The organism is Rahnella sp. GSA61A (genome assembly GCF_019969905.1).
Taxonomy (GTDB): Bacteria; Pseudomonadota; Gammaproteobacteria; order Enterobacterales; family Enterobacteriaceae; genus Rahnella; species Rahnella aceris.
Genome location: NZ_JAHXYO010000011.1, coordinates 164,817 through 187,208, shown reverse-complemented (window position 1 = coordinate 187,208; position 22,392 = coordinate 164,817). Strand labels below are relative to the sequence as shown.

At 53.0% G+C, this 22,392-nt stretch carries 18 protein-coding genes and 1 pseudogene; 7 read left to right on the top strand and 12 right to left on the bottom strand.

From position 1 onward, the window contains the following. Positions 1–167 precede the first annotated feature (167 nt). The 6 genes and pseudogenes from LC431_RS15680 to LC431_RS15655 all read right to left on the bottom strand — a co-directional run. Positions 168–467 (bottom strand): annotated as a pseudogene (locus LC431_RS15680) (contractile injection system protein, VgrG/Pvc8 family); the annotation flags it as partial. Between the two features lie 185 nt (positions 468–652). Next, complete coding sequence (locus LC431_RS15675; protein ID WP_013573476.1) at positions 653–2,302, bottom strand: malate:quinone oxidoreductase; 1,650 nt, start codon at positions 2,300–2,302, stop codon at positions 653–655. Between the two features lie 306 nt (positions 2,303–2,608). Beyond that, entirely contained in the window at positions 2,609–3,385 is a 777-nt protein-coding gene (locus tag LC431_RS15670) for an anti-sigma factor (protein ID WP_037033789.1), read from the bottom strand. Next, positions 3,382–3,837: a sigma-70 family RNA polymerase sigma factor gene (locus LC431_RS15665; protein ID WP_232829691.1), complete on the bottom strand. Its 456-nt coding sequence runs from the start codon at positions 3,835–3,837 to the stop codon at positions 3,382–3,384. The genes LC431_RS15670 and LC431_RS15665 overlap by 4 nt, the downstream gene beginning before the upstream one ends. An 80-nt stretch (positions 3,838–3,917) precedes the next feature. Continuing rightward, positions 3,918–4,460, bottom strand: a complete 543-nt coding sequence (locus tag LC431_RS15660; protein WP_121020016.1) for a tetratricopeptide repeat protein — start codon at positions 4,458–4,460, stop codon at positions 3,918–3,920. A 31-nt stretch (positions 4,461–4,491) separates the two neighbouring features. Continuing rightward, entirely contained in the window at positions 4,492–5,070 is a 579-nt protein-coding gene (locus tag LC431_RS15655) for a cytochrome b (RefSeq protein WP_217244458.1), read from the bottom strand. 330 nt (positions 5,071–5,400) lie between these two features. Here LC431_RS15655 and LC431_RS15650 point away from each other — a divergent pair, with 330 nt between their 5' ends. Further along, positions 5,401–6,147, top strand: coding sequence for a flagellar brake protein (locus LC431_RS15650; protein ID WP_013573471.1), 747 nt, complete (start codon positions 5,401–5,403; stop codon positions 6,145–6,147). 3 nt (positions 6,148–6,150) lie between these two features. Here LC431_RS15650 and LC431_RS15645 read toward each other — a convergent pair whose 3' ends face one another. Then, on the bottom strand, positions 6,151–6,909 hold the full coding sequence (locus LC431_RS15645; protein ID WP_112151969.1) for an SDR family NAD(P)-dependent oxidoreductase: 759 nt from the start codon (positions 6,907–6,909) through the stop codon (positions 6,151–6,153). 126 nt (positions 6,910–7,035) lie between these two features. Between LC431_RS15645 and LC431_RS15640 the strand changes: the two genes are divergently transcribed. The 4 genes from LC431_RS15640 (at position 7,036) to LC431_RS15625 (ending at position 11,584) form a co-directional block, all read left to right on the top strand. Further along, positions 7,036–7,935, top strand: a complete 900-nt coding sequence (locus tag LC431_RS15640; RefSeq protein ID WP_223510062.1) for a LysR family transcriptional regulator — start codon at positions 7,036–7,038, stop codon at positions 7,933–7,935. 84 nt (positions 7,936–8,019) lie between these two features. After that, positions 8,020–9,144: an inner membrane protein YhjD gene (gene yhjD, locus LC431_RS15635; protein ID WP_223510061.1), complete on the top strand. Its 1,125-nt coding sequence runs from the start codon at positions 8,020–8,022 to the stop codon at positions 9,142–9,144. 287 nt (positions 9,145–9,431) lie between these two features. Continuing rightward, positions 9,432–10,754, top strand: a complete 1,323-nt coding sequence (locus LC431_RS15630) for an MFS transporter (RefSeq protein WP_013573467.1) — start codon at positions 9,432–9,434, stop codon at positions 10,752–10,754. 59 nt (positions 10,755–10,813) lie between these two features. Continuing rightward, the gene (locus tag LC431_RS15625) at positions 10,814–11,584 is read left to right on the top strand and encodes a CDP-diacylglycerol diphosphatase (protein WP_013573466.1); all 771 of its coding nucleotides are present in this window, start codon (positions 10,814–10,816) and stop codon (positions 11,582–11,584) included. Positions 11,585–11,635: 51 nt separating this feature from the next. On the opposite strand, the gene LC431_RS15620 is transcribed toward LC431_RS15625, so the two are convergent. Then, positions 11,636–13,690: an AsmA family protein gene (locus LC431_RS15620; protein WP_223510060.1), complete on the bottom strand. Its 2,055-nt coding sequence runs from the start codon at positions 13,688–13,690 to the stop codon at positions 11,636–11,638. Positions 13,691–13,901: 211 nt separating this feature from the next. Further along, entirely contained in the window at positions 13,902–14,678 is a 777-nt protein-coding gene (gene pdeH / locus LC431_RS15615; protein WP_013573464.1) for a cyclic-guanylate-specific phosphodiesterase, read from the bottom strand. Positions 14,679–15,001: 323 nt separating this feature from the next. Here pdeH and LC431_RS15610 point away from each other — a divergent pair, with 323 nt between their 5' ends. Continuing rightward, positions 15,002–15,205 (top strand): 2-hydroxymuconate tautomerase family protein, encoded by a 204-nt coding sequence (locus tag LC431_RS15610; RefSeq protein WP_013573463.1) that lies wholly within the window; start codon positions 15,002–15,004, stop codon positions 15,203–15,205. Positions 15,206–15,398: 193 nt separating this feature from the next. Further along, the gene (locus tag LC431_RS15605) at positions 15,399–16,337 is read left to right on the top strand and encodes a sugar kinase (RefSeq protein WP_013573462.1); all 939 of its coding nucleotides are present in this window, start codon (positions 15,399–15,401) and stop codon (positions 16,335–16,337) included. A gap of 172 nt (positions 16,338–16,509) precedes the next feature. Here the strand turns inward: LC431_RS15605 and LC431_RS15600 are convergent, their stop codons facing one another. The 3 genes from LC431_RS15600 to hmsP form a co-directional block, all read right to left on the bottom strand. After that, on the bottom strand, positions 16,510–18,024 hold the full coding sequence (locus LC431_RS15600) for a pitrilysin family protein (protein ID WP_223510059.1): 1,515 nt from the start codon (positions 18,022–18,024) through the stop codon (positions 16,510–16,512). 326 nt (positions 18,025–18,350) lie between these two features. After that, on the bottom strand, positions 18,351–19,634 hold the full coding sequence (locus LC431_RS15595; protein ID WP_013573460.1) for a dicarboxylate/amino acid:cation symporter: 1,284 nt from the start codon (positions 19,632–19,634) through the stop codon (positions 18,351–18,353). 236 nt (positions 19,635–19,870) lie between these two features. After that, positions 19,871–21,853, bottom strand: a complete 1,983-nt coding sequence (gene hmsP, locus LC431_RS15590; RefSeq protein ID WP_126124568.1) for a biofilm formation regulator HmsP — start codon at positions 21,851–21,853, stop codon at positions 19,871–19,873. Positions 21,854–22,392 lie beyond the last annotated feature (539 nt).

The following is a 22,392-nucleotide window of genomic DNA, read 5'->3' as shown; positions in this document are numbered from 1 at the left end:
TCCCTGCAGGGTTTCCCAAATCCATTGGCCTGCGGCCTCAATTTTTCTTTGTCCGCTGCAGACCCAGCTGTCAGGTGGCGGGGTGAAAAATGCCAGCGCCTTTTCGAAATTGTCATCCATTGGTGATCGTCCCTGTTATTTCGTTAAAAGGCTGTCCGTTGCCGCATCAAGCGAGGTGTAGCGTTCCCAGTCCGGATCCGGTAAAGGGTTTCGTCGGCGGAGGTCGACAGGCGCTGAAAGTCACGGATAACGCCGTACACGACGCGTTCCGGCTGGAAAGGCGTGCCCATCGTGAAGCTGGCGAACTGGCGCAGCATCTGCGCGGCACCGATATCCGGTTCGGGGCAGGTGACGTCAACGGTGTAGGAAAAAGTCTCGCTGAGCTGTTCCTCGCCGCGAAAGTTCAGCACGTCCAGACGGTAAGGGCTGTTCCAGATATCAAGTGAGTAGCGGGAAAGTGTGTCCATTCCGGTCCCTGGTTGGCATGTGAAAAGCATCCTGCTTTTCGGGGTGTGAGGAAACTGTATTCACATGGTGAAATTGTGGGAATAGTTTAATGGAATTTACGTATTCACAAAGAGATATATGAAGGGAGATGAAGAAAAAAGGCGCAGTTGCCCGCGCCTTTACGATCACTTTTTACGGAATCAGATTACAACGCGACGTCTGCCACTTGTTTCTGCTCTTCGCCCTTTTTAGGAGCTGAAGAATTGTCCGCCGCCGGAGCCGGTTCCGCCGCTTTCGGTTGCGGGTTGTCGAGCATCAGAACGCGGCTGGTGTCGCCCAGTTCTTTCTCGGTTGCCGCCACGTTGCCGTTCAGTTCAGTGCCGTAAGAAGGGATGATTTCCTTCAGTTTGGCCTGCCACTCCGGTGTGGCGACTTTGTCTTTAAACACTTTTTCCATCAGGTGCAGCATGATCGGTGCCGCAGTGGATGCGCCCGGAGAAGCGCCCAGCAGCGCGGTAATGCTGCCGTCTTTCGAGCTGACCACTTCGGTGCCGAGACGCAGAACGCCGCCTTCTTTCTCATCTTTTTTGATGATCTGCACGCGCTGACCGGCTTCCCACAGACGCCAGTCTTCTTTCTTCGCATCCGGGAAGTATTCACGTAATGCATCGAAACGGTCGTCGTCGGAGAGCATCACCTGGCTGACCAGATATTTCACCAGATCAAAGTTGTCGATGCCCACGTGGGTCATCGGCATGATGTTGGAGAAATTCACGCTGCCGAACAGATCCCACAGGGAACCGTTTTTCAGGAATTTGCTGGAGAAGGTGGCGAACGGCCCGAACAGCAGAACCTGTTTGCCATCCAGAATACGGGTATCGAGGTGCGGAACGGACATCGGCGGTGAGCCGACAGACGCTTTCCCGTACACTTTCGCCAGATGACGTTTCACCACGTCCGGGTTTTCAGTCACCAGGAACTCGCCCCCCACCGGGAAGCCGCCGTAGTTATCCGCTTCAGGAATACCGGATTTTTGCAGCAGCGTCAGGGACGCACCGCCCGCACCGATAAACACGAATTTCGCTTTGATAACGCTTTCTTTGCCGTCATTTTTCAGGTCGGCAACGGTCACGTCCCAGGTGTTATCCGGGTTACGTTTAATGTCGCGCACTTCATGACCGAGGCTCAGGGAGAAGTTAGGCTTCTTCTGCAACGAGGCCACCAGCTGACGGGTGATTTCGCCGAAGTTTACGTCGGTACCAATCGGAATGCGGGTCGCAGCGATTTTCTGCGCCGGGTCACGCCCTTCCATCACCAGCGGGATCCACTGTTTGATTTGCGCCGGGTCTTCTGAATATTCCATGCCACGGAACAGCGTGCTTTGCTGCAATGCCGCAAAACGTTTACGCAGGAAATTGATGTTGTCATCACCCCACACAAAACTCATGTGCGGCGTGCTGTTGATGAAGGAACGCGGGTTGTGCAGCACGCCGTTCTCAACCTGATAGGTCCAGAACTGACGGGAAATCTGGAAGGATTCGTTGATTTCGACCGCTTTGGAGATATCGATACTGCCGTCGGCTTTTTCCGGTGTGTAGTTCATTTCTGCCAGCGCAGAGTGGCCGGTACCGGCGTTGTTCCAGCCGTTGGAGCTTTCCAGCGCTACGCCGTCCAGACGCTCAACCATGTCGATTGACCAGTCTGGCTCTAATTCCTGAAGGTATGTCCCCAGCGTCGCGCTCATAATGCCGCCGCCGATCAGTAACACATCAACGGGCTTTTCATCTTCTGCCAACGCTGACTGGCTGAAAGCAACCACGTTAAGGCAGAGGATCATGGCGAGTATCTTTCTCATGACGTCTGTTTCTCTGAATGTTTAGTTTTAGTTTTGCAGGTGAAAGCTATCCAGATTTCCTCTGGATAAACGAAATCAACAACCCGGCGGTGCGGTGGGAAATAAGCGATTATTTCCACAGAGTATGAAAGGACAATAATGGGGAGCAACGAAAACCGCGGCGAAGAACGACAAATCAACCACACAAATGTTACCGAATACTCATATTATCGAGATTTCGTAAACAATTTAACATTATCGTTACGTGCATTAAAAATAGTTTAATACTTTAAATAATTACATAAGTTAGTGACGTGACGAAATCATTCAGGCCAGATTCGCCTGTAAAGCCGCAGCATGCGCGGCCAGAGCCGGTGCCGGACTGTGGCCGATCAGCATGAAGTTGTAACCGGCATTGCGCCAGTAAACCACGTTCATTCCCCGGCGGATTTCTCGCTGCAATGCCGTATTGTCGCGGTGCTCGCTGCGCGTAATACACAGCGCCATCGGGCCGTACCGCGCGTCAAGATAGGTAATTTGCGCGATGTCATATTCGTCATAATGCAACATACGGGCATCTTTCAGATCCGCGCCCTGCACCGCCAGCGCCGCCGGGCTCAGTGCAATGCCTAAGGTGTTTTGCACCCGCGCGAGCTGGATTTTCTGCTGTCCGGCAGAATCATCCACATCCGCCAGCGTCTGCGCGGTATACAGCGACATGTAATCCGCCACGCGCGCACGCCAGTTATCGTCAGAAGCAAAAAGCGTGGAATAACGTCCACCCAGCAGCCCGACGGCCAGAAAACTTAACGACGCGGCGAGCAGTGCGCGACGGCTGAATCCGGACGAACCGGCAATCCGTGCATCAGGGATAGCATCGAGCGCAGCCTGTAATTTCCCGACCGGCGCTTCCTGCAACATCGCGCCAAAGGCGTCGTGGAACGGTAAATTGCTGCGTGACATCTGCGCCAGCCGCTGCGCCAGCACGTCGTCCTGCGCCAGTTGTGCATCAAATTTTGCACGCTGAGATTCGCTTAGCTGGTTATCGAGGTATGCCACCAGAACTTCATCGGCGTAAGGCGCAGCCGGGATTTCACGGGTCATTTTTTCTCTCCCTGCTGCGGTTGGGTGGCTGTACCGGTGTCTTTTGCCAGCGTCAGCCGGGCGGTCGCCAGACGGCTCATGATGGTACCGATGGGGACGGAAAGCGTCATTGCCGCCTCCTGATAGGTGAAACCTTCGACATACACCAGAAACACTGCGTTGCGCTGGGCTTCCGGCAGCCGGTTCACCCGCTGCATAACCTGCGTATGCCAGTGACGTTCCTCGAAAGACAGCGTATCGGCGGGCGCCTGCGTTTCATCAACATCAGCAAAACCCTGCCCCTGACGGACGTACTGCGCCCTGAGTTCGTTAACCCATATGGAGTGCAGGATAGAAAAGAGCCAGCGGTCCACACCGGTGCTGTCCTTAATCTGCGCGCAGCGTTCCAGCGCCCGCACGCAGGTGGATTGCACCAGATCGTCCGCCACATCATGCTTGCGCGACAGTACCATCGCGTAGCGCCACAGACGTGACAGGCACTGGCTCAGTTCAGAACGTAAGTCTGCCGGTGAGATTTATCGATTCTCCGTGATCAGGATTCCGGATGACCGTCGATGGCGGCGCTCAGGTCGCGGTATTCTTCGCAGCCGGTGCCGCACAAGCCTTTGATGGTCGCTAACTGGGCTTTGGCGAGATCAGGACGCCCTTTAATCATATAAGCCTCGCCGAGATATTCCCGGACTTTGGCGTACTTCGCGTCAATCGCAATCGACTTCTGATAATAGCTGATACCTTCGTCGGTGCGCCCGAGTTTACGGGTGGCATAGCCGCGATAGTTCCAGGCTTCTTTGGTGTTCTGATCTTTCAGCGTATTCAGCACCGTCAGCGCTTCCTGATAACGGCCGGTTTTCGCCAGATGATAAGCGTACTGCGTTTTATCCTGATCGGAAATCATGCTGCCTTTATCCACCATGCAGCTCTTAGTTTTGCTGTCGTAGATTTGCCCCTTCGGGCAGTCCGGCGTTTTTTTAGCGTCGGAATCATCACCCATCGCGTTAGCGGCGGCGCTGAAAAACAGCAGATTGCCCGCCAGACACACAACCGACAGCGCCTGTATTACCGTTTTTGTCTTCATAATGATGTCCTGTAGGGAATTAACTGATGACTTACGGGCGGCTTGTGCTGCCCGGTAACATGCGGCGCAAAATGCCGTCGCGGAGAACGTAATGGTGGAACAGTGCCGCCAGCGCATGTATACCCGCAATAATGATCAGCGCCCAGGCGACGTTGTTGTGCAACGAACCGAAAGTTCTGGTCATCACACTGTCGAAATTGAACACGTCAGGAATGGGGAATAAACCGAAGAAGTAGAACGGTTCGGCCTGCGACCAGCGGAATAAAAAGCCCAGAATGATTTGCGCGACCAGCAATAGATAGAGCGCCAGATGGGTCAGGTGCGCGGCGGCTTTCATCAGCGTCGGCATGGCGACCGGTTGCTGTTTACTGCGACCGGTGCTGACGGTAAACAAACGCCATAAAAGACGCCCGATAATAATCGCCGCCAGCAGGATCCCCACCGAGATATGCACCGATTGCAGCCCTTTGCGCAGCGGCGTGCCGCGCTCCAGCACTTCCCAGATATGCGCGCTGGCAAACAGGAAAATCACCGCCATCGCCGTCAGCCAGTGCAGCAAAATAGTCAGGCCGTCGTAACGGCTGCGAAGAACAGAAGATGAAGTTTGCATAAAAACCGTGCCCGTCAGTGTTCGATATAAAGGTAAACACCTGAGCAGCGATTTTTATTCGCCGTGAAGGGAAATAATTTTCTCCGGTGAGGTTTTAAATGAAAAAAATTGAGGAGAAAATAGGCATCAGAACGCGAAAAGATAGCCTATATATAAATCAGAGACGCGCAAACAGCGCCCTGCGCGCCCGGAATATCCCTTTTTGCGGGTCAAAATAGACGTTATTGCGCGATAAAGTTTTGCTCTGAGTGGCCGATAATCCGTATTGGGCGCCTTATACGTCAACGGCTGCGCCATAATTTTGCATTTATTTCTTATGAGGTGTGGCAGGTGAGCGAAGTATCGAAAGAGTCGTTTGCGAAGCGGAACACGCTGGCAATTTTGTCCGTTCTGCGAGACTTAAAGAAGAACCAGACCCTGGTCATGGTCAGCCATTCCCGCGGACAATTTATCAGTAAAATTCTGGACGTTGATGCTGACAACCATCAGTTCTTATTCGATCTGGGCAGTTCAGATTACGAGAACACTCTGGCCGCTGAAGCCGGCACACTGACGTTTGTTGCGGAACCGGCCGGTGCCAAGGTTGAGTTTTCCTGCAGCAGAGTCCGCCAGGTCAGCTATGAAGGTTTGCCGACATTTACCTGCGATCTTCCGCCCGTGTTGTATTTCATTCAGCGCCGTGAGTATTTCCGCGTGAGTGTACCGCGGATGTCGGATTTCCGTTGCAGCGGAATATTGCCTGATTCCTCTGAGTTTGCTTATCGCGTGCGTGATATCTCACTTGGCGGGCTGGGGCTGGAGATTGAAGGGGCTACACCGCCGGAAATCACCAGCGGGTCAATGCTGAAAGATTCGCTGATTCAGCTAGCGGAGCTGGGAACCTTTACATTAGATCTGCAGTATCTCGGCGCGATGGTGCGTAAATCGGTGAGCAATAAAGGCGAAACCGTGACGTCGCAGCGGCTGAGTTTTAAGTTTCCGAATTTATCACCCGCGCAGGAACGCGACCTGCAACGGGCGATTTTTGAGCTGGAAAAACAGCAGCATATGAAAGCGAAGCGTTTCCAGCACGATTAACGTTTAGATAAACATACCGCCTGAGGCCTCAACGCGCTGGGCGGTCATCCAGCCCGCTTCATCACTGAGCATCAGCGCCACCATATCACCGATATCATCCGGCAAACCGGCGCGGCCCAGCGCAGTATTGCTGGCAACCAGTCTGTTCACATCCGGATTATCGCGCACCATACCCCCACTGAAATCCGTTTCAATTGCGCCAGGAGCCAGCACGTTGGCGGTAATCCCGCGTGCGCCGAGTTCTTTCGCCTGATAGCGGGTCAGCACTTCGATGGCCCCTTTCATCATGGCGTAAGCCGATGAGCCCGGCAGAGCAAAACGCGCCAGCCCGCTGGAGATATTCAGGATGCGGCCACCGTCGGCCATCAGCGGCAACAGTTTTTGCGTCAGGAAGAACGGCCCTTTCAGATGGACATTCATCATCAGATCAAACTGTTCTTCGGTAGTATCGGCAAAAGACTGATGTAAACCTACCCCGGCATTGTTGATCAGAAAATCAAAAGTATCGCGCTGCCAGACCTGTTGCAGTTGCGCTTTTACCTGCACAACAAAGCCATCAAAACTGCCGGACTCACCGGTATTGAGCTGCAACGCAACGGCCTTTCCACCCTGTGCTTCGACAGAAATCACCACTTCCTGTGCCGCAGCGGCCTGATTGTGGTAAGTCAGAATCACGTCAACGCCCTTTTTTGCCAGCTTTTCAATGGCATTCTTACCTAAACCACGGCTTCCGCCGGTCACTATTGCGATTTTACGGTTCATATCTGACCTCATTGGCTTTTTGCACCTTCTGCATCGGATGAAACACAGCCTATTGGATTACCTGAGAGTGATAAATGAGCCATAATGATTTTCACTGTCTCATTCTCAACAACAATCAGGCAAATTGTGGATAAAATTCAATCAATGCAGGTGTTTGTGCGCGTCGCTGAACTGAGTAATTTTACCCGCGCGGCTGAAAGCCTGGGATTGCCCAAAGGCAGTGTGTCGCGGCTGGTGCAGCAACTGGAAACGCGGATGTCGGCACGTTTGCTGCACCGTTCAACGCGCCGCGTACAACTGACACAGGACGGACAGGTGTTTTATCAGCGCTGCAAAGAGTTGCTGGCCAGCATGGATGAACTGGAATCGATGTTTCAGTCGAATCCGGCCAGTGTCAGCGGACGTTTGCGGGTTGATATGACCACCGGTATGGCGACGCATCTGGTGTTACCGCGTCTGGCGGAGTTTCTTAACCGTTATCCGGCGCTGGAAATTGAACTGAGCTGCACCGATCACCGCGTGGATGTGGTGCGGGAAGGGTTTGACTGTGTGATCCGCTCCGGCACCCTTAAAGATTCCGGGCTGATTGCGCGTCCGCTGGGGCATCTCAGCATGGTTAACTGCGCCAGCCCCGGTTATCTGCGCCGCTACGGCACGCCGGATCACCCTGACCAGCTGGCACAACACGCCATGGTGCATTATGAACAAATCCTCGGCAGCCATACGTCGGCCTTTGAATATCTCGACGGCAAACAGGTGAAAACGGTCAAAAGCGGCGGCGCGGTGACGGTTAACAGCACCGAAACCTACGTCAGCGCCTGTATCAACGGCCTCGGCATCATTCAGGTTCCGCTGATTGGTGTGCGCGACGCGCTGGCGGGTGGTCAGTTGATCAGTATTTTGCCGCAGTTCCGTGCACCGCCAATGCCGGTGACGCTGGTTTATCCGCATCGTCTGAATCTGTCACGCCGCGTTAAAGTGTTTATGGACTGGCTGACCGATATCACCCAAACGTTCATTGCCTGAGCTTTCAGACGCCTCTGGCTTAGCCCTCACCGCTCAGGCGTCTATACTTAAGGCCGGATGAATTTTTAAGGACAACATGGATCAATGCCCATCATTTCAAAACAAGAACCGGCCACACAGGAAAAACCGACCCCGCTGATCAACATCAAAACCGGCAATCAGACGGTGGATAAAAACATCGGCAGATTTTCACGACTCGTGGAATACGTGCAGTCCTGGGGCTGGGTGGCACATTTGCTGCGTGCCACGGAACGCTTTAACGATCGCCTTGGCAGCCAGTTTGGCGCGGCCATCACCTATTTCTCCTTTCTGTCGCTGATCCCGATTCTGATGGTGTCCTTCGCTGCGGTCGGTTTTGTGCTGGCCTCAAATCCTGATTTGCTGGCAGAACTGATCAACCGAATCGTCAACAGCATCAGTGACCCGAATCTGGCGAATACGCTGAAAAGCACGGTAAATACTGCCATCCAGCAGCGTACTGCCGTGGGGTTATCCGGTTTGCTGATTGCGCTTTACTCCGGCGTGAGCTGGATGGGGAATTTGCGCGAGGCGATCCGTGCCCAGTCGCGCGATGTCTGGGAGCGTAATCCGCAGGATCAGGAGAAAATTTACCGCCGCTATATTCGCGATTTTATTTCCCTGACCGGGCTGGTGCTGGCGCTGATTATCACGCTGTCGCTGACGTCGATTGCCGGTGCCGCGCAAAAAACCATTGTCGATGCGCTGGGTCTGGGTGGCATTGACTGGCTCCGCCCGGTGATGACCAGTATCACGCTGGTGATTTCCATTGCCGCTAACTATTTGCTGTTCCTGTGGATTTTCTGGATGTTGCCGCGCCACAAACCACGCAAAAAAGCGCTGCTGCGCGGGACGTTACTGGCGGCGATGGGTTTTGAGGTGATTAAATTCGTGATGACCATGACACTGCCGAAGCTGGCGACCTCACCTTCCGGCGCAGCGTTTGGTTCAGTGATCGGCCTGATGGCTTTCTTCTATTTCTTCGCCCGCCTGACGTTGTTTGTCGCCGCGTGGATAGCGACGGCGAAATACAAAGATGACCCGCCGATGCCGGATCCGAAGCAAAAAGCCGCCAAAAACGCGAAAAATGCCACGGAAAACGACAGTGAATACACGCCGGACAACCTCATCGTGCCAGACGAAATGCATATATCCACAGTTAATGCTGAAGATGAAGTTAAAAAGCAGTGAATAATGCTAAGTCAGGCATGGCGCCGCCGTGAAAACCAGAATAACTGACTGAGAGCCGTACTTTTATTTTGCGGTTTTGCAGTCAGTTGCTCTGCCTTTTACCCATTCGCCAAACTTATGACTGGCGAAATCCTGCCCTGATAAAATAATCCCCCGATCCGGCTTTAAACGCCTTTTTTCGCGGCTTCCGCTGCGTTGAAATACCGCCGCGCTCTGCATAAGATGCCTTTTCGATATACATTTATTTACATTAGATCCCTCCCACTCATTACAAATAAGAAACACTTATGCAAGCCACTATCACTCCAGAATTAGAAGCTGACGCGCAATTGGTGAGTCAGAACTCCCGCAGCAAAGTCATCGTGGCATCGCTTATCGGTACGGCCATTGAATTCTTCGACTTTTATATCTATGCCACTGCTGCGGTGATTGTTTTCCCGCACATTTTCTTCCCGCAGGGTGACCCGACGGCGGCCACGCTACAGTCTCTCGCGACCTTTGCCATCGCCTTTGTCGCCAGGCCGATCGGTTCCGCGCTGTTCGGCCACTTCGGCGACCGCGTCGGACGTAAAGTCACGCTGGTGGCCTCTTTGCTGACGATGGGCGTGTCTACCGTGGTGATCGGCCTGCTGCCGACCTACGCAACCATTGGCGTTTTCGCACCGATGCTGCTGGCGCTGGCGCGTTTTGGTCAGGGTCTGGGCCTTGGCGGTGAATGGGGCGGCGCGGCGCTGCTCGCCACCGAGAACGCACCGGCGAAGAAACGCGCCCTGTACGGTTCTTTCCCGCAGCTTGGCGCACCGATTGGCTTCTTCTTCGCGAACGGCATGTTCCTGCTGCTGTCGTGGCTGCTGACCGACGAACAGTTTATTTCCTGGGGCTGGCGTGTGCCGTTCCTGCTTTCTGCGGTACTGGTGATCGTCGGTCTGTATGTGCGCGTTTCCCTGCACGAAACACCGGTATTTGCCAAAATTGCCAAAGCCGGTAAACAGGTGAAAGTGCCAATCGGCACGCTGTTCACTAAATATAAAAAGGCGACGATTCTCGGCACCTTTATCATGGTTGCGACTTACACGCTGTTCTACATCATGACCGTGTATTCACTGGGTTACGGCACTGCCGCAAAGCCGGTCGGGCTGGGCATTCCGCGCAATGAATTCCTGCTGATGCTGATGATCGGCGTGGTCGGTTTCGGCGTGATGGTGCCGGTTGCCGGTCAGCTGGCGGATAAGTTTGGCCGTCGCAAAACCATGATTTGTATTACGCTGCTGATGATCGTCTTCGCCCTGTGCTTCCCGACCATTCTGGGTGCCGGTTCACAGGCGCTGGTGATGGTATTCCTGCTGTGTGGTTTCATGGTGATGGGGCTGACTTTCGGTCCGATGGGTGCGCTGCTGCCGGAGCTGTTCCCGACAGAAGTTCGCTATACCGGCGCGTCCTTCTCCTATAATGTGTCTTCGATACTGGGCGCATCTGTCGCGCCGTACATCGCCACCTGGCTGGCAACCCATTACGGGTTGTTCTATGTGGGCGTTTATCTGGCTTCAATGGCAACGCTGACGCTGATCGCGCTGCTGCTGTCCAAAGAAACCGCCCATCAGTCATTGTAACTGACCCGGATACCGTGCCCGGTTTGCGCCCGGCACGGTGCCTTCTGCGAAGGTCTCTTATGCGCTTGCGTCGATTTATCCTGCCTGTTCTGATCCTGCTTATCCTTATTACTGCGGCCTTTTGGTATTTCTGGCCACACACCTCCAATCCCAACGCTCTGTGGAACATCATCAGCAAAAAATGCGTGCCGAATCAGCAAAGCACGGGCAAACCTGAGCCCTGCGCGCAGGTCGATGAACAACAGGGTTTTGTGGTGCTGAAAGATCTGAACGGCCCGCTGCAATATTTGCTGATGCCGACCGCGCGGATCACCGGTATGGAAAGCCCTGCGTTGCTGGAACCGTCAACGCCAAACTTTTTCAGCCAGGCATGGAATGCGCGGCATTTTATGGCGGATAAATACGGTAAACCGATTGATGACAGCAATGTCTCGCTGGCGATTAACTCGCAATACGGACGGTCGCAGAATCAGCTGCACATCCACATCTCCTGTCTTTTGCCACAGGTAAAAACCACGCTGAGCAAAGATGGCGGGCAGATGGGATATAACTGGCAGGAACTGCCGGATAAGCTGCTCGGACACACCTATCTGGCGCGTAAAGTGACGCAGGCTGAGCTGAATGAGAAAGGCGCTTTCCGGCTTCTGGCCGAAGGCGTACCTGAAGCCGATAAAAAGATGGGACATTTCGGCATGGCGATGGTCAGCCTGCCGGGCGGCGATTTCCTGCTGCTCGCCAGCGAGCGTGACTTACTCAAACTCAATAACGCCTCCACCGAAGAAATCCAGGACCACAAATGTGCGGTACTGGATCCGGTGCCTCAGCCTTAAAGCCCCCTTCCGGCCTTCCCCTTCGCAGGGGGAGGCGTTAATCCAACACGATTACTTCTGTTTCATCTGCTGCAAGATCGGGCCGCACTGGTTTTCTTCATTATCACTTGGAGAGATCAACGCCAGCAGCGCGGCAGCCGGGGCAACGACAGCGCCAAGCGCGACGGCTGCGGCACCGCGGGCAATCAGCGGCCCTGGTTTCACGCCGGCATCCGGATTTTTATAGGTGCCGCGAACATACAGCGGTGAACGTAAGGTCAGGATACGCACGCCCTTGCTTTCAGGGTTGATCGACAGATCCAGCCGTTCGGTTGCCATATTGGTATTGCCGGTAATGTTAATCACCGCATTCTCAGTATCGAACACAAACAGCCGTGGCGTGACCAGTCCGTTCTTCACATTGACGTTGGCGGCCGCGCAGTTGATCGCCACTTCATCATCGCCGAACAGTTTACTCACCACGTAATTACCGACATTCAGCCCTGCCAGTTCCATCAGGCCACGGCTGATCACGCCATCGTTAATAAGGATTTTCATATCACCGTTGCTGGTACCGAGCAGCGCTGCGACCGAATTCCCGGTGCCGGTCAGCGTGGCGTCACCGTTCAGGTCGCCCAGACTGCGCTCCATTGACTGTACGTTTGGCAGCAATTGCTTGAGCTTCAGTTTGCGGGCATGGATATCGGCGCGCGCCTGCATCGGCGATTTGTCACCTTCGAGGCGGATGGTGGAATTCAGATTACCGCCAGCCAGACCGAAACGCAGCGGGTCGAGCAGGATCTCGCCGTCGGTCAGTTTCAGGTGAGTACTCAAATCGCTCAGCGGCAGGGATTTACCATGCTCGATACGTTTGGCGCTGAATTTCACATCAGCGTCCATTACCCGCCAGCTTTTGGTATCGAATTTCTCCACCGGCAATACTTTGTCGGCAGGCTGCCGGGTAGTTTCACCACGTTTGGCTTTGTCCTGGTTAGAATCGGCACCAATCAGCGGAGCCAGATCAGCAAAGCGCAGCTGTTTTGAAACTACCTCACCGGTCAGTTTAGGTCGCGGTTTAACGGCCTGATAAGTCAGTGAGCCGTGAATATCGCTGTCGCCGATTTCACCGTTAAAGTTCTGAAAACGGTAAATTGCGCCGTCTTTATCATGCAACGTCGCCGATAAATGCCCGTCGGTGGAATACGGTGGCGTTTGCGGCAGCAGCACGCCGGTCAGGCCATACAAGTCAGACAGCGTCTGGCCGGAGAATTTCAGACGTAAATCCAGCCCCCCGAGATTCATCGGATCCTGCAATGTCCCCGCGACGGCCACCCGCGTATTCCCGGAACGGACATCTGCCTGTAACGGGAACAGCACATCCGGGTCTTTCAGCGCCAGCATGCCACCGATTTTGCCGCTGCCGGAAAGCGATTCACCGTTGTATTTGCCGTCAACTTTCCAGCCAAACACATAAGGCGGGGTTTTGGTTTTCGGTGCATCTTTCTTATCACCGACCACTTCCGTGAACGGCAGCGGTTTGCCCAGCGGATCAATCACGGCGCGGAAATCAGCTTTCAGTTTCGCGTCTTTATAGTCAATTTGCCCGCGATCAAACACGATATCATTGAGCGTGAATGACCAGGCAGACGGCGGCTGCGCCGGATCCTGCGTATCGCTGTTGGCGAGATTGAACGTCCAGTTATTTTTGCCATTATCCAGACGCAGCAATGAAGCATCAGGCTGTTTCAGCCAGATGCGCGGGATCAACACTTCTTTATGCAGTAAGGCGAGTGGCGCAATGCTGGCGTCAACGCGGGCGAGTTTCACCATCTGCGCGTCTTTTTCGCCGGTTTGCACATCGGAAGGGTTACCGAGCACGATATCTTCAGCATGAATATGCGGCCACGGCACCCACGCGCGCCACCCCGCTTCGTCTTTCTGACGCGACCAGTCCACGCCTAAATCACCGCGGATCGCGAATGCGCGGTTCAGTTCGGTGCTGACTTTTTGATTGATGGTCGGTTTGAGGCGGTTCCAGTCGAATGTCGCAATGAAAATCACGACAGCAATCAACGCAATGATAATCACACCCACAACCCAGGAAATCACTTTACCTGTGCGCGTCATAAATCTGTTCCTTTCAGACAGTTAACCAATCCTAAGTTTTAACCATAGTAGAATTCTCAACAGCTTGCAGGAAGGGGCATTCGTGAAGGGGGCATATCAGGCAGGAAGTCGGAAGGTAATGCTTTTTAAATCAGTGAAATGAAAATGCATCACACCACAACGAGTCACCAGCAACTTTGAGAGTTTGCCTCAGCAGGTCAGGCGTGATCCATTATCCTTTGAAATGTATGGGCAGATTATCCAGATTGTCGAAAATGGTGGGGCGCGCCAGATAATAGCCTTGTGCCGCCAGCGCATCAGAATTGCAGACCATCGCCCATTCAGAGGCCGTTTCAACGCCTTCAATAATCACGCCTTTGCTATAGCGATTCATCAGCGTCACCAGCGTGTAAAACAGCCGCGACCCCTCTTCACTCTGGCCAAGCAAAATAAACAGATCGCGGGCGATTTTGATGTATTCGTAATGCCAGGTGGTGAAGGAAGAGAAGTTAGCGATACCCTGACCAAAGTCATCGAGCCACAACCGGTCAGATTGCTCGATTTGCGACAGCGGGATACTCAGCGCATTTTCGGCGCTTTCAACCAGTTCAAAACGGACATACGGCATCGCGCTGATTTGCGCGCGCAGCGCCGAATCAGATTGCAGCATTTCCAGTACCTGACCATCTACGTTAATCGACGCCAGTAATTCGTTTTCAATGAACAGATGCTGCCAGCGCTGCAACAGGTCGAGCTGCTCCTGCACGATTTGCAAACGTTTGCCCACAGCGATCGCGACAAAATATTCTTCCGGCGAAATGAATTTGTGCGGGCTCGCAGGGTGAAAAATCCCTGTCAGCAATTCAATTCCCAACAGCTTTCCTGTGGTGCGATAAATAGGCTGAAAACGGTACACTCTCTGACACTGACGCCAGTAAGACTGTGCTTTTACGCGCTCTATGGCGGTAAAAGAAGGCGTAATCAGCCCTAACATCATCTTAGTTATCATATTTTTCTGCCGTCATGAATAAGAATCAGATTATCAGGGGGACATGCGGCAACATGTGTCGCGTGACTACAATGTGATTCATGTCAACAGCGTGTGTTCGCAGAACACTGTGTTTCATGGAGGCAAAGTAGCCCGGTTTCCTGGCTTTCTTTAGTAGAGTTATCTATCGGCGCTGCGCGGGGAAACTTTAATCACTCGATATAACCTTACAATCTGTGCGCCTAAATCAGCCAAAAAGCCGGGCTGGAAGTTCTTTTACACAGGCTCTACAGTGGAAGCACTGAATATTTTATTGACGCCTCATTCACAAGCCGGAGAAAAAAATGCCTTACGTTAATATCAAAATCACCCGCGAAGGCGCGACAGCTGAACAGAAGAAAGCGCTGATCGCCGGGGTGACACAATTACTGGTGGACACGCTGGGCAAAAATCCGGCGACGACCGTGGTCGTCATTGACGAGGTCGACACCGATAACTGGGGAGTGGGTGGCCGTCCGGTGACCGAACTGCGTCAGGAAAATAAGTAACTGCCTCAGGTGGAAGTGCTGACGCTTCCACTTTTCCCCTCGTTTTTTCTTCGTTTTTTTGCCTGCTGCCTACAAAAATAAAACCTTGTTTTAATTTATTTGACTGACCGCATTCTTATGAAGAGACTAGAGCGCAATAATGACGGTCTTTTCTTTCCTTTCGTTTTAATGCTTCAGACATAGGCCAGGTACCATGACCAGCAAAAACATTGCCGTTATCGGCGAATGCATGATCGAATTATCTCAGAAAGGCGATGCGCTCCACCGCGGTTTTGGTGGCGACACGCTGAACACGTCTGTTTATATCTCCCGCCAGGTTTCCCCTGATGCGCTGAACGTGCATTACGTCACCGCGCTCGGCAATGACAGTTTCAGCAATGAAATGTTGCAGGCCTGGCAGCAGGAAGGGGTTCACACGGATCTGACCCAGCGCCTTGAAAACAAGTTACCCGGTTTGTATGTGATTGAAACGGACAGCACCGGCGAGCGCACCTTCTATTACTGGCGCAATGATGCTGCCGCGCGCTACTGGCTCGACAGTCCGCAATCCGAAGAGATTTGCCGGAAACTGGCAGAATTCGATTATCTGTATCTGAGCGGTATCAGTCTGGCGATCCTCAGCGACGCAAGCCGTGACCGTCTGATGACCTTGCTGAAAGCCTGCCGTTCACGCGGTGGCAAAGTGATTTTCGATAACAATTACCGTCCGCGTCTGTGGGCCAGCAAAGAACAGACGCAGGCCGCATATAACGCCATGCTTTCCTGCACCGACATCGCCTTCCTAACCCTCGATGACGAAGATATGTTGTGGGGCCAGAAGCCGTACGACGACGTGATTGCGCGCACCCATGCGCTGGGGGTCAGCGAAGTGGTCGTCAAACGCGGAGCCGACAGTTGCATCGTCTCCAGCGCTGAAGGCGAGTTGCATGATGTCCCTGCGGTGAAATTGCCGAAAGAGAAAGTCATTGATACGACGGCAGCAGGAGATTCCTTCAGCGCCGGTTATCTGGCGGTGAGGCTCACCGGTGGCAGCGCGGTGGAAGCCGCAGTGCGTGGACATGAAACAGCGAGTACGGTTATCCAGCATCGCGGTGCGATCATTCCGATGGAGTTTATGCCGGGGCGGGCATAAGGGGAGTTTTTCTTTACTCCTCCCCCTGCGAAGGGGGAGGCTGGGAGGGGGTTTTAATGACTAACTCTTTGCTAAAGCACACTTAAACTTTTTGATTTAGACCTTAATACCCCACCCCAACCCTCCCCTTCGCAGGGGAGGGAGCCGACCGAATTCTTACTCAACGATCTACTTATTGCGCAGTCGTCGCCGATGCCGCCGGCACATCCCCCGCAGGGGCATCAACCACAGGCGCGGTTTCCACCGGTGCCATTATCTTGTCATAAACCGCCCGCAGCTCTGCGGCATTCACCTCAGGTTCCCCTTTTGGCTGCGCCACTAATAACGCAGGAGCGCGGGAAAGCTGTTGCTTCAGTTCCTGATTCAGCACCGGCAGGGTCAGCGTGGAAAGGAACTGCTGACGCAATTGCTGATACTGTTCTGGGGCGATATCTACCACACCGTTTTGCTGGGAACGCAAACGCTGGCTCATCAGCACATCGGTATCGGTGCGGGCGTAAGTCGCGAACAGTTTGCTCAGCTGATCGTTTTTCTGCGCAATCAGTGCGTCAAATTCAGCCTGAGAAATGCCTTTATCGCGAACAGCCAGGAGTTCTTCTGACAGACGTTTAAACAGCTCCGTCAGCTTAGCCTGCGGTGCTTCAATGCGGATTGCACACTGCGCGCGCTGATATTGCACATTACAGTCGAAACCCAGCCCCGGGCCAGGTGCCGGGGTGTCTTTTTTGGTTTCAAACGCACTTTTCAGTTGTTGCTGCAAATGCCAGAACAACGCTTCGCGGGCTAGATCACTGCGCCAGTATGCGGCAAGTGCCTGTGAATCCTGAATGGGCTGCCAGGCGTTATCCCACATTAATGAGACACGATCCTGAGTCAGATTTTCATCCATGACGGTCATGGATTTTGTCGTCACTTCAGACAGCGTGGGCAACGTCTGCGGCGTCTGGCGGCTGCCTTTGAGTGACGAGAACGTGCGATTGATTTGTTCACTCAGGCCACGACTGTCGACATTACCGACGACAAATAACGTCATCGCATCAGGCGTATACCACTGATGATAAAATTTGATTAATGCCTCGATATTGACAGGTTTGGTGGGTAAATGGTTTGGATTGTGACCAACCAGCGTCGAACCGGCCATCCGCGCACGCCACCAGGCATCCTGCGTATTTTGAGGCAGAGAACCTACCGGATCCTGAGATTCCTGACGGGCTGCACTCACCAGCGCCGGGGTGACAGACACTTTGCCCGCCGTATTTGCCAGCCAGTTCAGAGCATCTTTCAGAAGCTCAGGACGGTTATTGGGCAGGCTCAGGTTGTACATCGTGAAATCATAAGAACTGACCGCTGGCGGCAATGGCCGCTGCGGATTGATACTTTGCTGCCACAGAGACTGGAGCTGAGCCGTGCTGAAGCCTTCGCTGTGCATCAGCGCAAGGCGGGGAAGGAAATGGGCATAGCCCGTTTGCTGGGCTGATTCCGCCAGCGAGCCGGTGCGAACCACCAGGCGTAATTCAATGCGATCGCTCGGGCGTTGCGGCGTGGTCAGCAACTGCCAGGTAAATCCATTGTCCAGTTTCCCCTGCTGCCAGGCCGGATCTGGTTGTAATGCTTCAGCTTGCACATGACTTGCGGCTGCTGCCAGCAGCAATCCACCAATGAGTAAACGGATTTTGGTGCCCTGCATGTGAACCCCTACGTAATGACAATCCAATTTTCAATATGCTGTCCTGCCGGTGTCGGTCGACTGGCCCACAGGAATTGAATGCGTAAGTTTAAGGACGGAAAATACAGCCCTTCGTTAGACCGCGCATTTTTCGCAATGTCACGCAGCCCGCAAAAATATTATGGGAACGAACGCCAGATGAGGCATTTGAGGGACATATTATGAAGATAATCCACCGGTTGCATCAAGTAACCGGTGGATATTAGGTGGGTTTGGGGCTAAATAAATGCGTTTTTAGAAACCTTTCTCAATATTTTCATCCATTCAGCCACCATTTTTCAGAAATTTCAGGCGGACTTTTCGGCTTCTGTCAGACCCTTCTGGCCGTTTAAGGTCGCTTTTAACTGCCCTTCGTCCAGCTGATCACACCATTTTGCGACCACGATGGTGGCGACGCCGTTACCGACCAGATTGGTCAGCGCACGCGCTTCGGACATGAAACGGTCAATGCCCAGAATCAGTGCCAGTCCTGCAACCGGTAAATGGCCCACAGCAGACAACGTTGCCGCCAGCACGATGAATCCGCTGCCCGTTACGCCTGCCGCCCCTTTTGAAGACAACAGCAGCACCACAATCAGGGTGATCTGATGCCAGATATCCATATGGGTATTGGTCGCCTGCGCGATGAAGACTGCTGCCATCGTCAGATAAATCGAGGTGCCGTCCAGATTGAAGGAATAGCCGGTCGGAATGACCAGCCCGACCACCGATTTCTTACAACCCAGACGCTCCATTTTATCCAGCATGCGCGGCAGCGCTGATTCAGAAGATGACGTGCCCAGCACGATCAGCAGCTCTTCTTTAATGTAATTCACAAACTTGAAGATGCTGAAACCGGTGAAGCGCGCGATAAGCCCGAGCACCACCACCACGAACAAAATACAGGTCAGGTAGAAGCACAGGATCAGTTGTCCCAGTTGCACCAGCGAACCGACGCCGTATTTGCCGATGGTAAACGCCATGGCCCCAAATGCGCCAATCGGTGCGAGGCGCATGATCATATTGATGATGCCGAAAATGACCTGAGAGAAGCTTTCGATCACATTGAAAATCAGCTGGCCTTTGTGGCCCAGACGATGCAACGCAAAGCCAAACAACACAGCAAATAGCAGCACTTGAAGAATGTTCCCGCTGGCGAATGCCCCAATCACGCTGGAGGGGATCACGTCCAGAAGGAACGGAATGATGCCCTGGCTTTGCGCCTGCTCGGCGTAAACCGCTACCGCTTTGGCATCCAGCGCGGCAGGATCCACGTTCATCCCGGCTCCCGGCTGTACAATATTGACGATCACCAGCCCGATGATCAGCGCCAGTGTACTGACAATTTCAAAGTACAGCAGCGCAATCGCACCGGTGCGGCCGACCGCTTTCATGCTTTCCATACCCGCAATACCGGTGACGACAGTACAGAAGATCACCGGCGCGATGATCATCTTGATTAATTTAACAAAACCATCACCAAGTGGTTTCATTTGAGCGCCAATCTCAGGGTAGAAATGCCCCAGAAGAACACCGACGGTAATAGCCAAAAGCACCTGAAAATACAGGCTTCTGAAGAGTGATTTTTTCATGAATACCCATCCTGAAGTGATTGCGCCGACTTCTATTTTTTGTAAGGTCAAAGGTAATGAGTGGCAGCAGGTAAATAACATAAGCACAACATGATGGAAATATTTCGTTTCCCTCCGCAATCACGAGTCATGAAAAACCGGAGCGGAAAGGATTCAGCAGGAAGTAATGTAAGTAAAAAAAGCGTCAGGAGGGGGAAATGCCGGACAAGAAGAGGTTTTCCTGTCCGTGGTACTGGTCAGGAAGGCTGGCAGAATTTCCGTTCGAAGTCAGTTTTGGAAAGCGGCGCGGAAAATAAATAGCCTTGTCCGAGCTGAATATTTTCCTTAAGCAGCCACTGACGTTGTTCCTCAGTTTCTACGCCTTCGGCTACCAGCTGAATATTCATGGCGCGACCAATCGAGGCCACAATATTCACCATCACTTCATCCTGCGGCAGCACGCTGACGAAGCTGCGGTCAATTTTGATGACATCAATAGGTAATGTGCGCAGCCGGTTGAGGTATTCCAGCCCGGAGTAACCCAGACCAAAATCATCAAGCTCGATGGAAACACCCACGGCGCGAAGTTCGCTGAGCAACAGCAGCGCGCGATCGAGATCATCAATGCGGGCCGTTTCCGTGATTTCCAGCACCAGTTGTCCCGGATTAATTTTGTAACGGCTCAGCAGGCTGCGCAGTTCCGGCAGGAAGTTACGCTGCTGTACCTGCGCGCCGGAGAGATTGACTGACAGCGGCAGGGGAATGCCTCGTTGCTGCCAGTCCGCCAGGATCTGACAGCCCAGCTCAAGAATTTTGTAACCCAGCTGACTCATGACGCCGATTTCTTCGGCCAGCACAATAAAATCGCTTTCCAGGCCGTAACTTCCATCGGCCATTTTACGACGCAGCAGGGCTTCCGCCCCGACCACCGTGTCGGTTGCCATATTCACCTGCGGCTGGATAAACAGCGTGAAATCATTCTGTTCCATCGCATGCAGGATTTCGTTTTCCTGCAGTAAGCGTTTCTGAATTTTTTCGGTCAGTTCCGGCTCGAAGAACAGGATTTGGTTTTTCCCCTGCTGATAGGCCGAGACTCTGGCCGCACGACCATTCACCATCAGTTGCTGCGCACTCACCGGGAATTCGCCGGTGTATTGCACGATGCCGATGCTGCCGGTCGGATGCAGAGACATATTGCCAGCATGACTTTCCTGCGGCGCATTGATGCGCTCCATGATTTGCCGCGCCAGACGCATCGCCATAAAGGGCCGCGGAATATCCGCCGCCAGCAGAGCAAATTCGTTATAACTCAGGCGCGCCAGCAGGCAGTTCTCAGGCAACACATTCATGATGGAAGAGATCAGCGGGCAATCCACATGGCCATCATCGCGCAGGCTTTCAATGCCGATTAACAGCAGGTGGAAACTTTTTTGCGGTTCAGCGCAATGCAGGCGGTGTTCCAGATGCTGCATAAACTGTTCTTCATTATTTAGCATGGTTTGAGAAGGCAGCAGTGCTTCACGGGCAGTGCATTGCGGCTTCTCCCGCTGTTGCTGATTGCGGTTGTAGCTGCGCACCAGCATGCCGATCTCATCGTCTTCGTGGCGTTGCGGCAGGGTCAACTGATGGCCTGGCACCTCGCTTTCCGGCAGGGATTCCAGATCGCTGGCAATCGCGCGAAGCGGTTTCACGATCAAACGGTTGATAACCCAGCTCACGGAAATGGTCAGGATCAGCGCCAGCAACAGATATGTCGTCAGCATGGTCGAGAGCGCGCTGATGATGAACTGATACATGCGGTAGGAATCAGCCTGAAGGACCAGATAAGCCAGGGGTTTGGGGGCTTTAGGGCTGGCAGCCGCAGAATAGAGAGGTACGGAGATTGTCACCGGCAGATTGAAACCGCGGGTCACCCATTGCGGCACCGGGCGGCCTGGTGGGAAATGCGTATGCAGTGCGGCGATCTGATTGGGTAACACGACGTCGGCACGGCTCAGAATGCCCACCGGTTGCAGCGTATTCAGAATGTCCTGCGTTTCTTCCAGATCAACATCCAGCACGGCTTGCGAGAGCGGAACCCGAACAGAATGCGCAATATTCTCAAGTTGCTGGGCGTAATCGTCCCTCCGTTGCTGTACAAAGTGGAACAGCTGGATGACGATAAAAATACAAATGGTGATGGCCGCAATGCTCGACACGGCCGCCATCTGTTTAATCGTTAATGAACGCCTGACCCGCAACTTAATTCTCCATCAACCACCGACATGATTTTCCGCGCCCATCCGGGCAGAAACGGTACTTGTGCGCAGTATACCTTATAACGTGTTATTTCGAGGTTAAAGACGAAGTTTTGGCTATAAAAAACAACATGTTTGCCGGTACACACCTACAATGAATATTCTTTATGTTGTTCAACTTAGAGAAAACATACATTACTCAGGTTAATCGAATAATTCACAGCATAAGAACATCCTGAGCCCGGCGCACCTGATGAATATTATGTGCTATTCATCACATAAAAAACCAAACATTATACTAATTTAACAAAAACGCATCGCAAAACAACATCAAAAACCTTCTCCGCCAGCCAGTTATGCCCGTGTTGTTTTTTATGCGGGTTAATCCTATTTTTTGTAAAAACTGCTCTATGCTGTAAAAGAACTGATATATTAAGACGAGTCCTATTCCCACATAAAACTTTAAAAATATTCATCTTTTTACACTCTTTGTTAACGGCCAATCACAGTCGTTTTGACGTCCAGAAAACACCGAAATATAT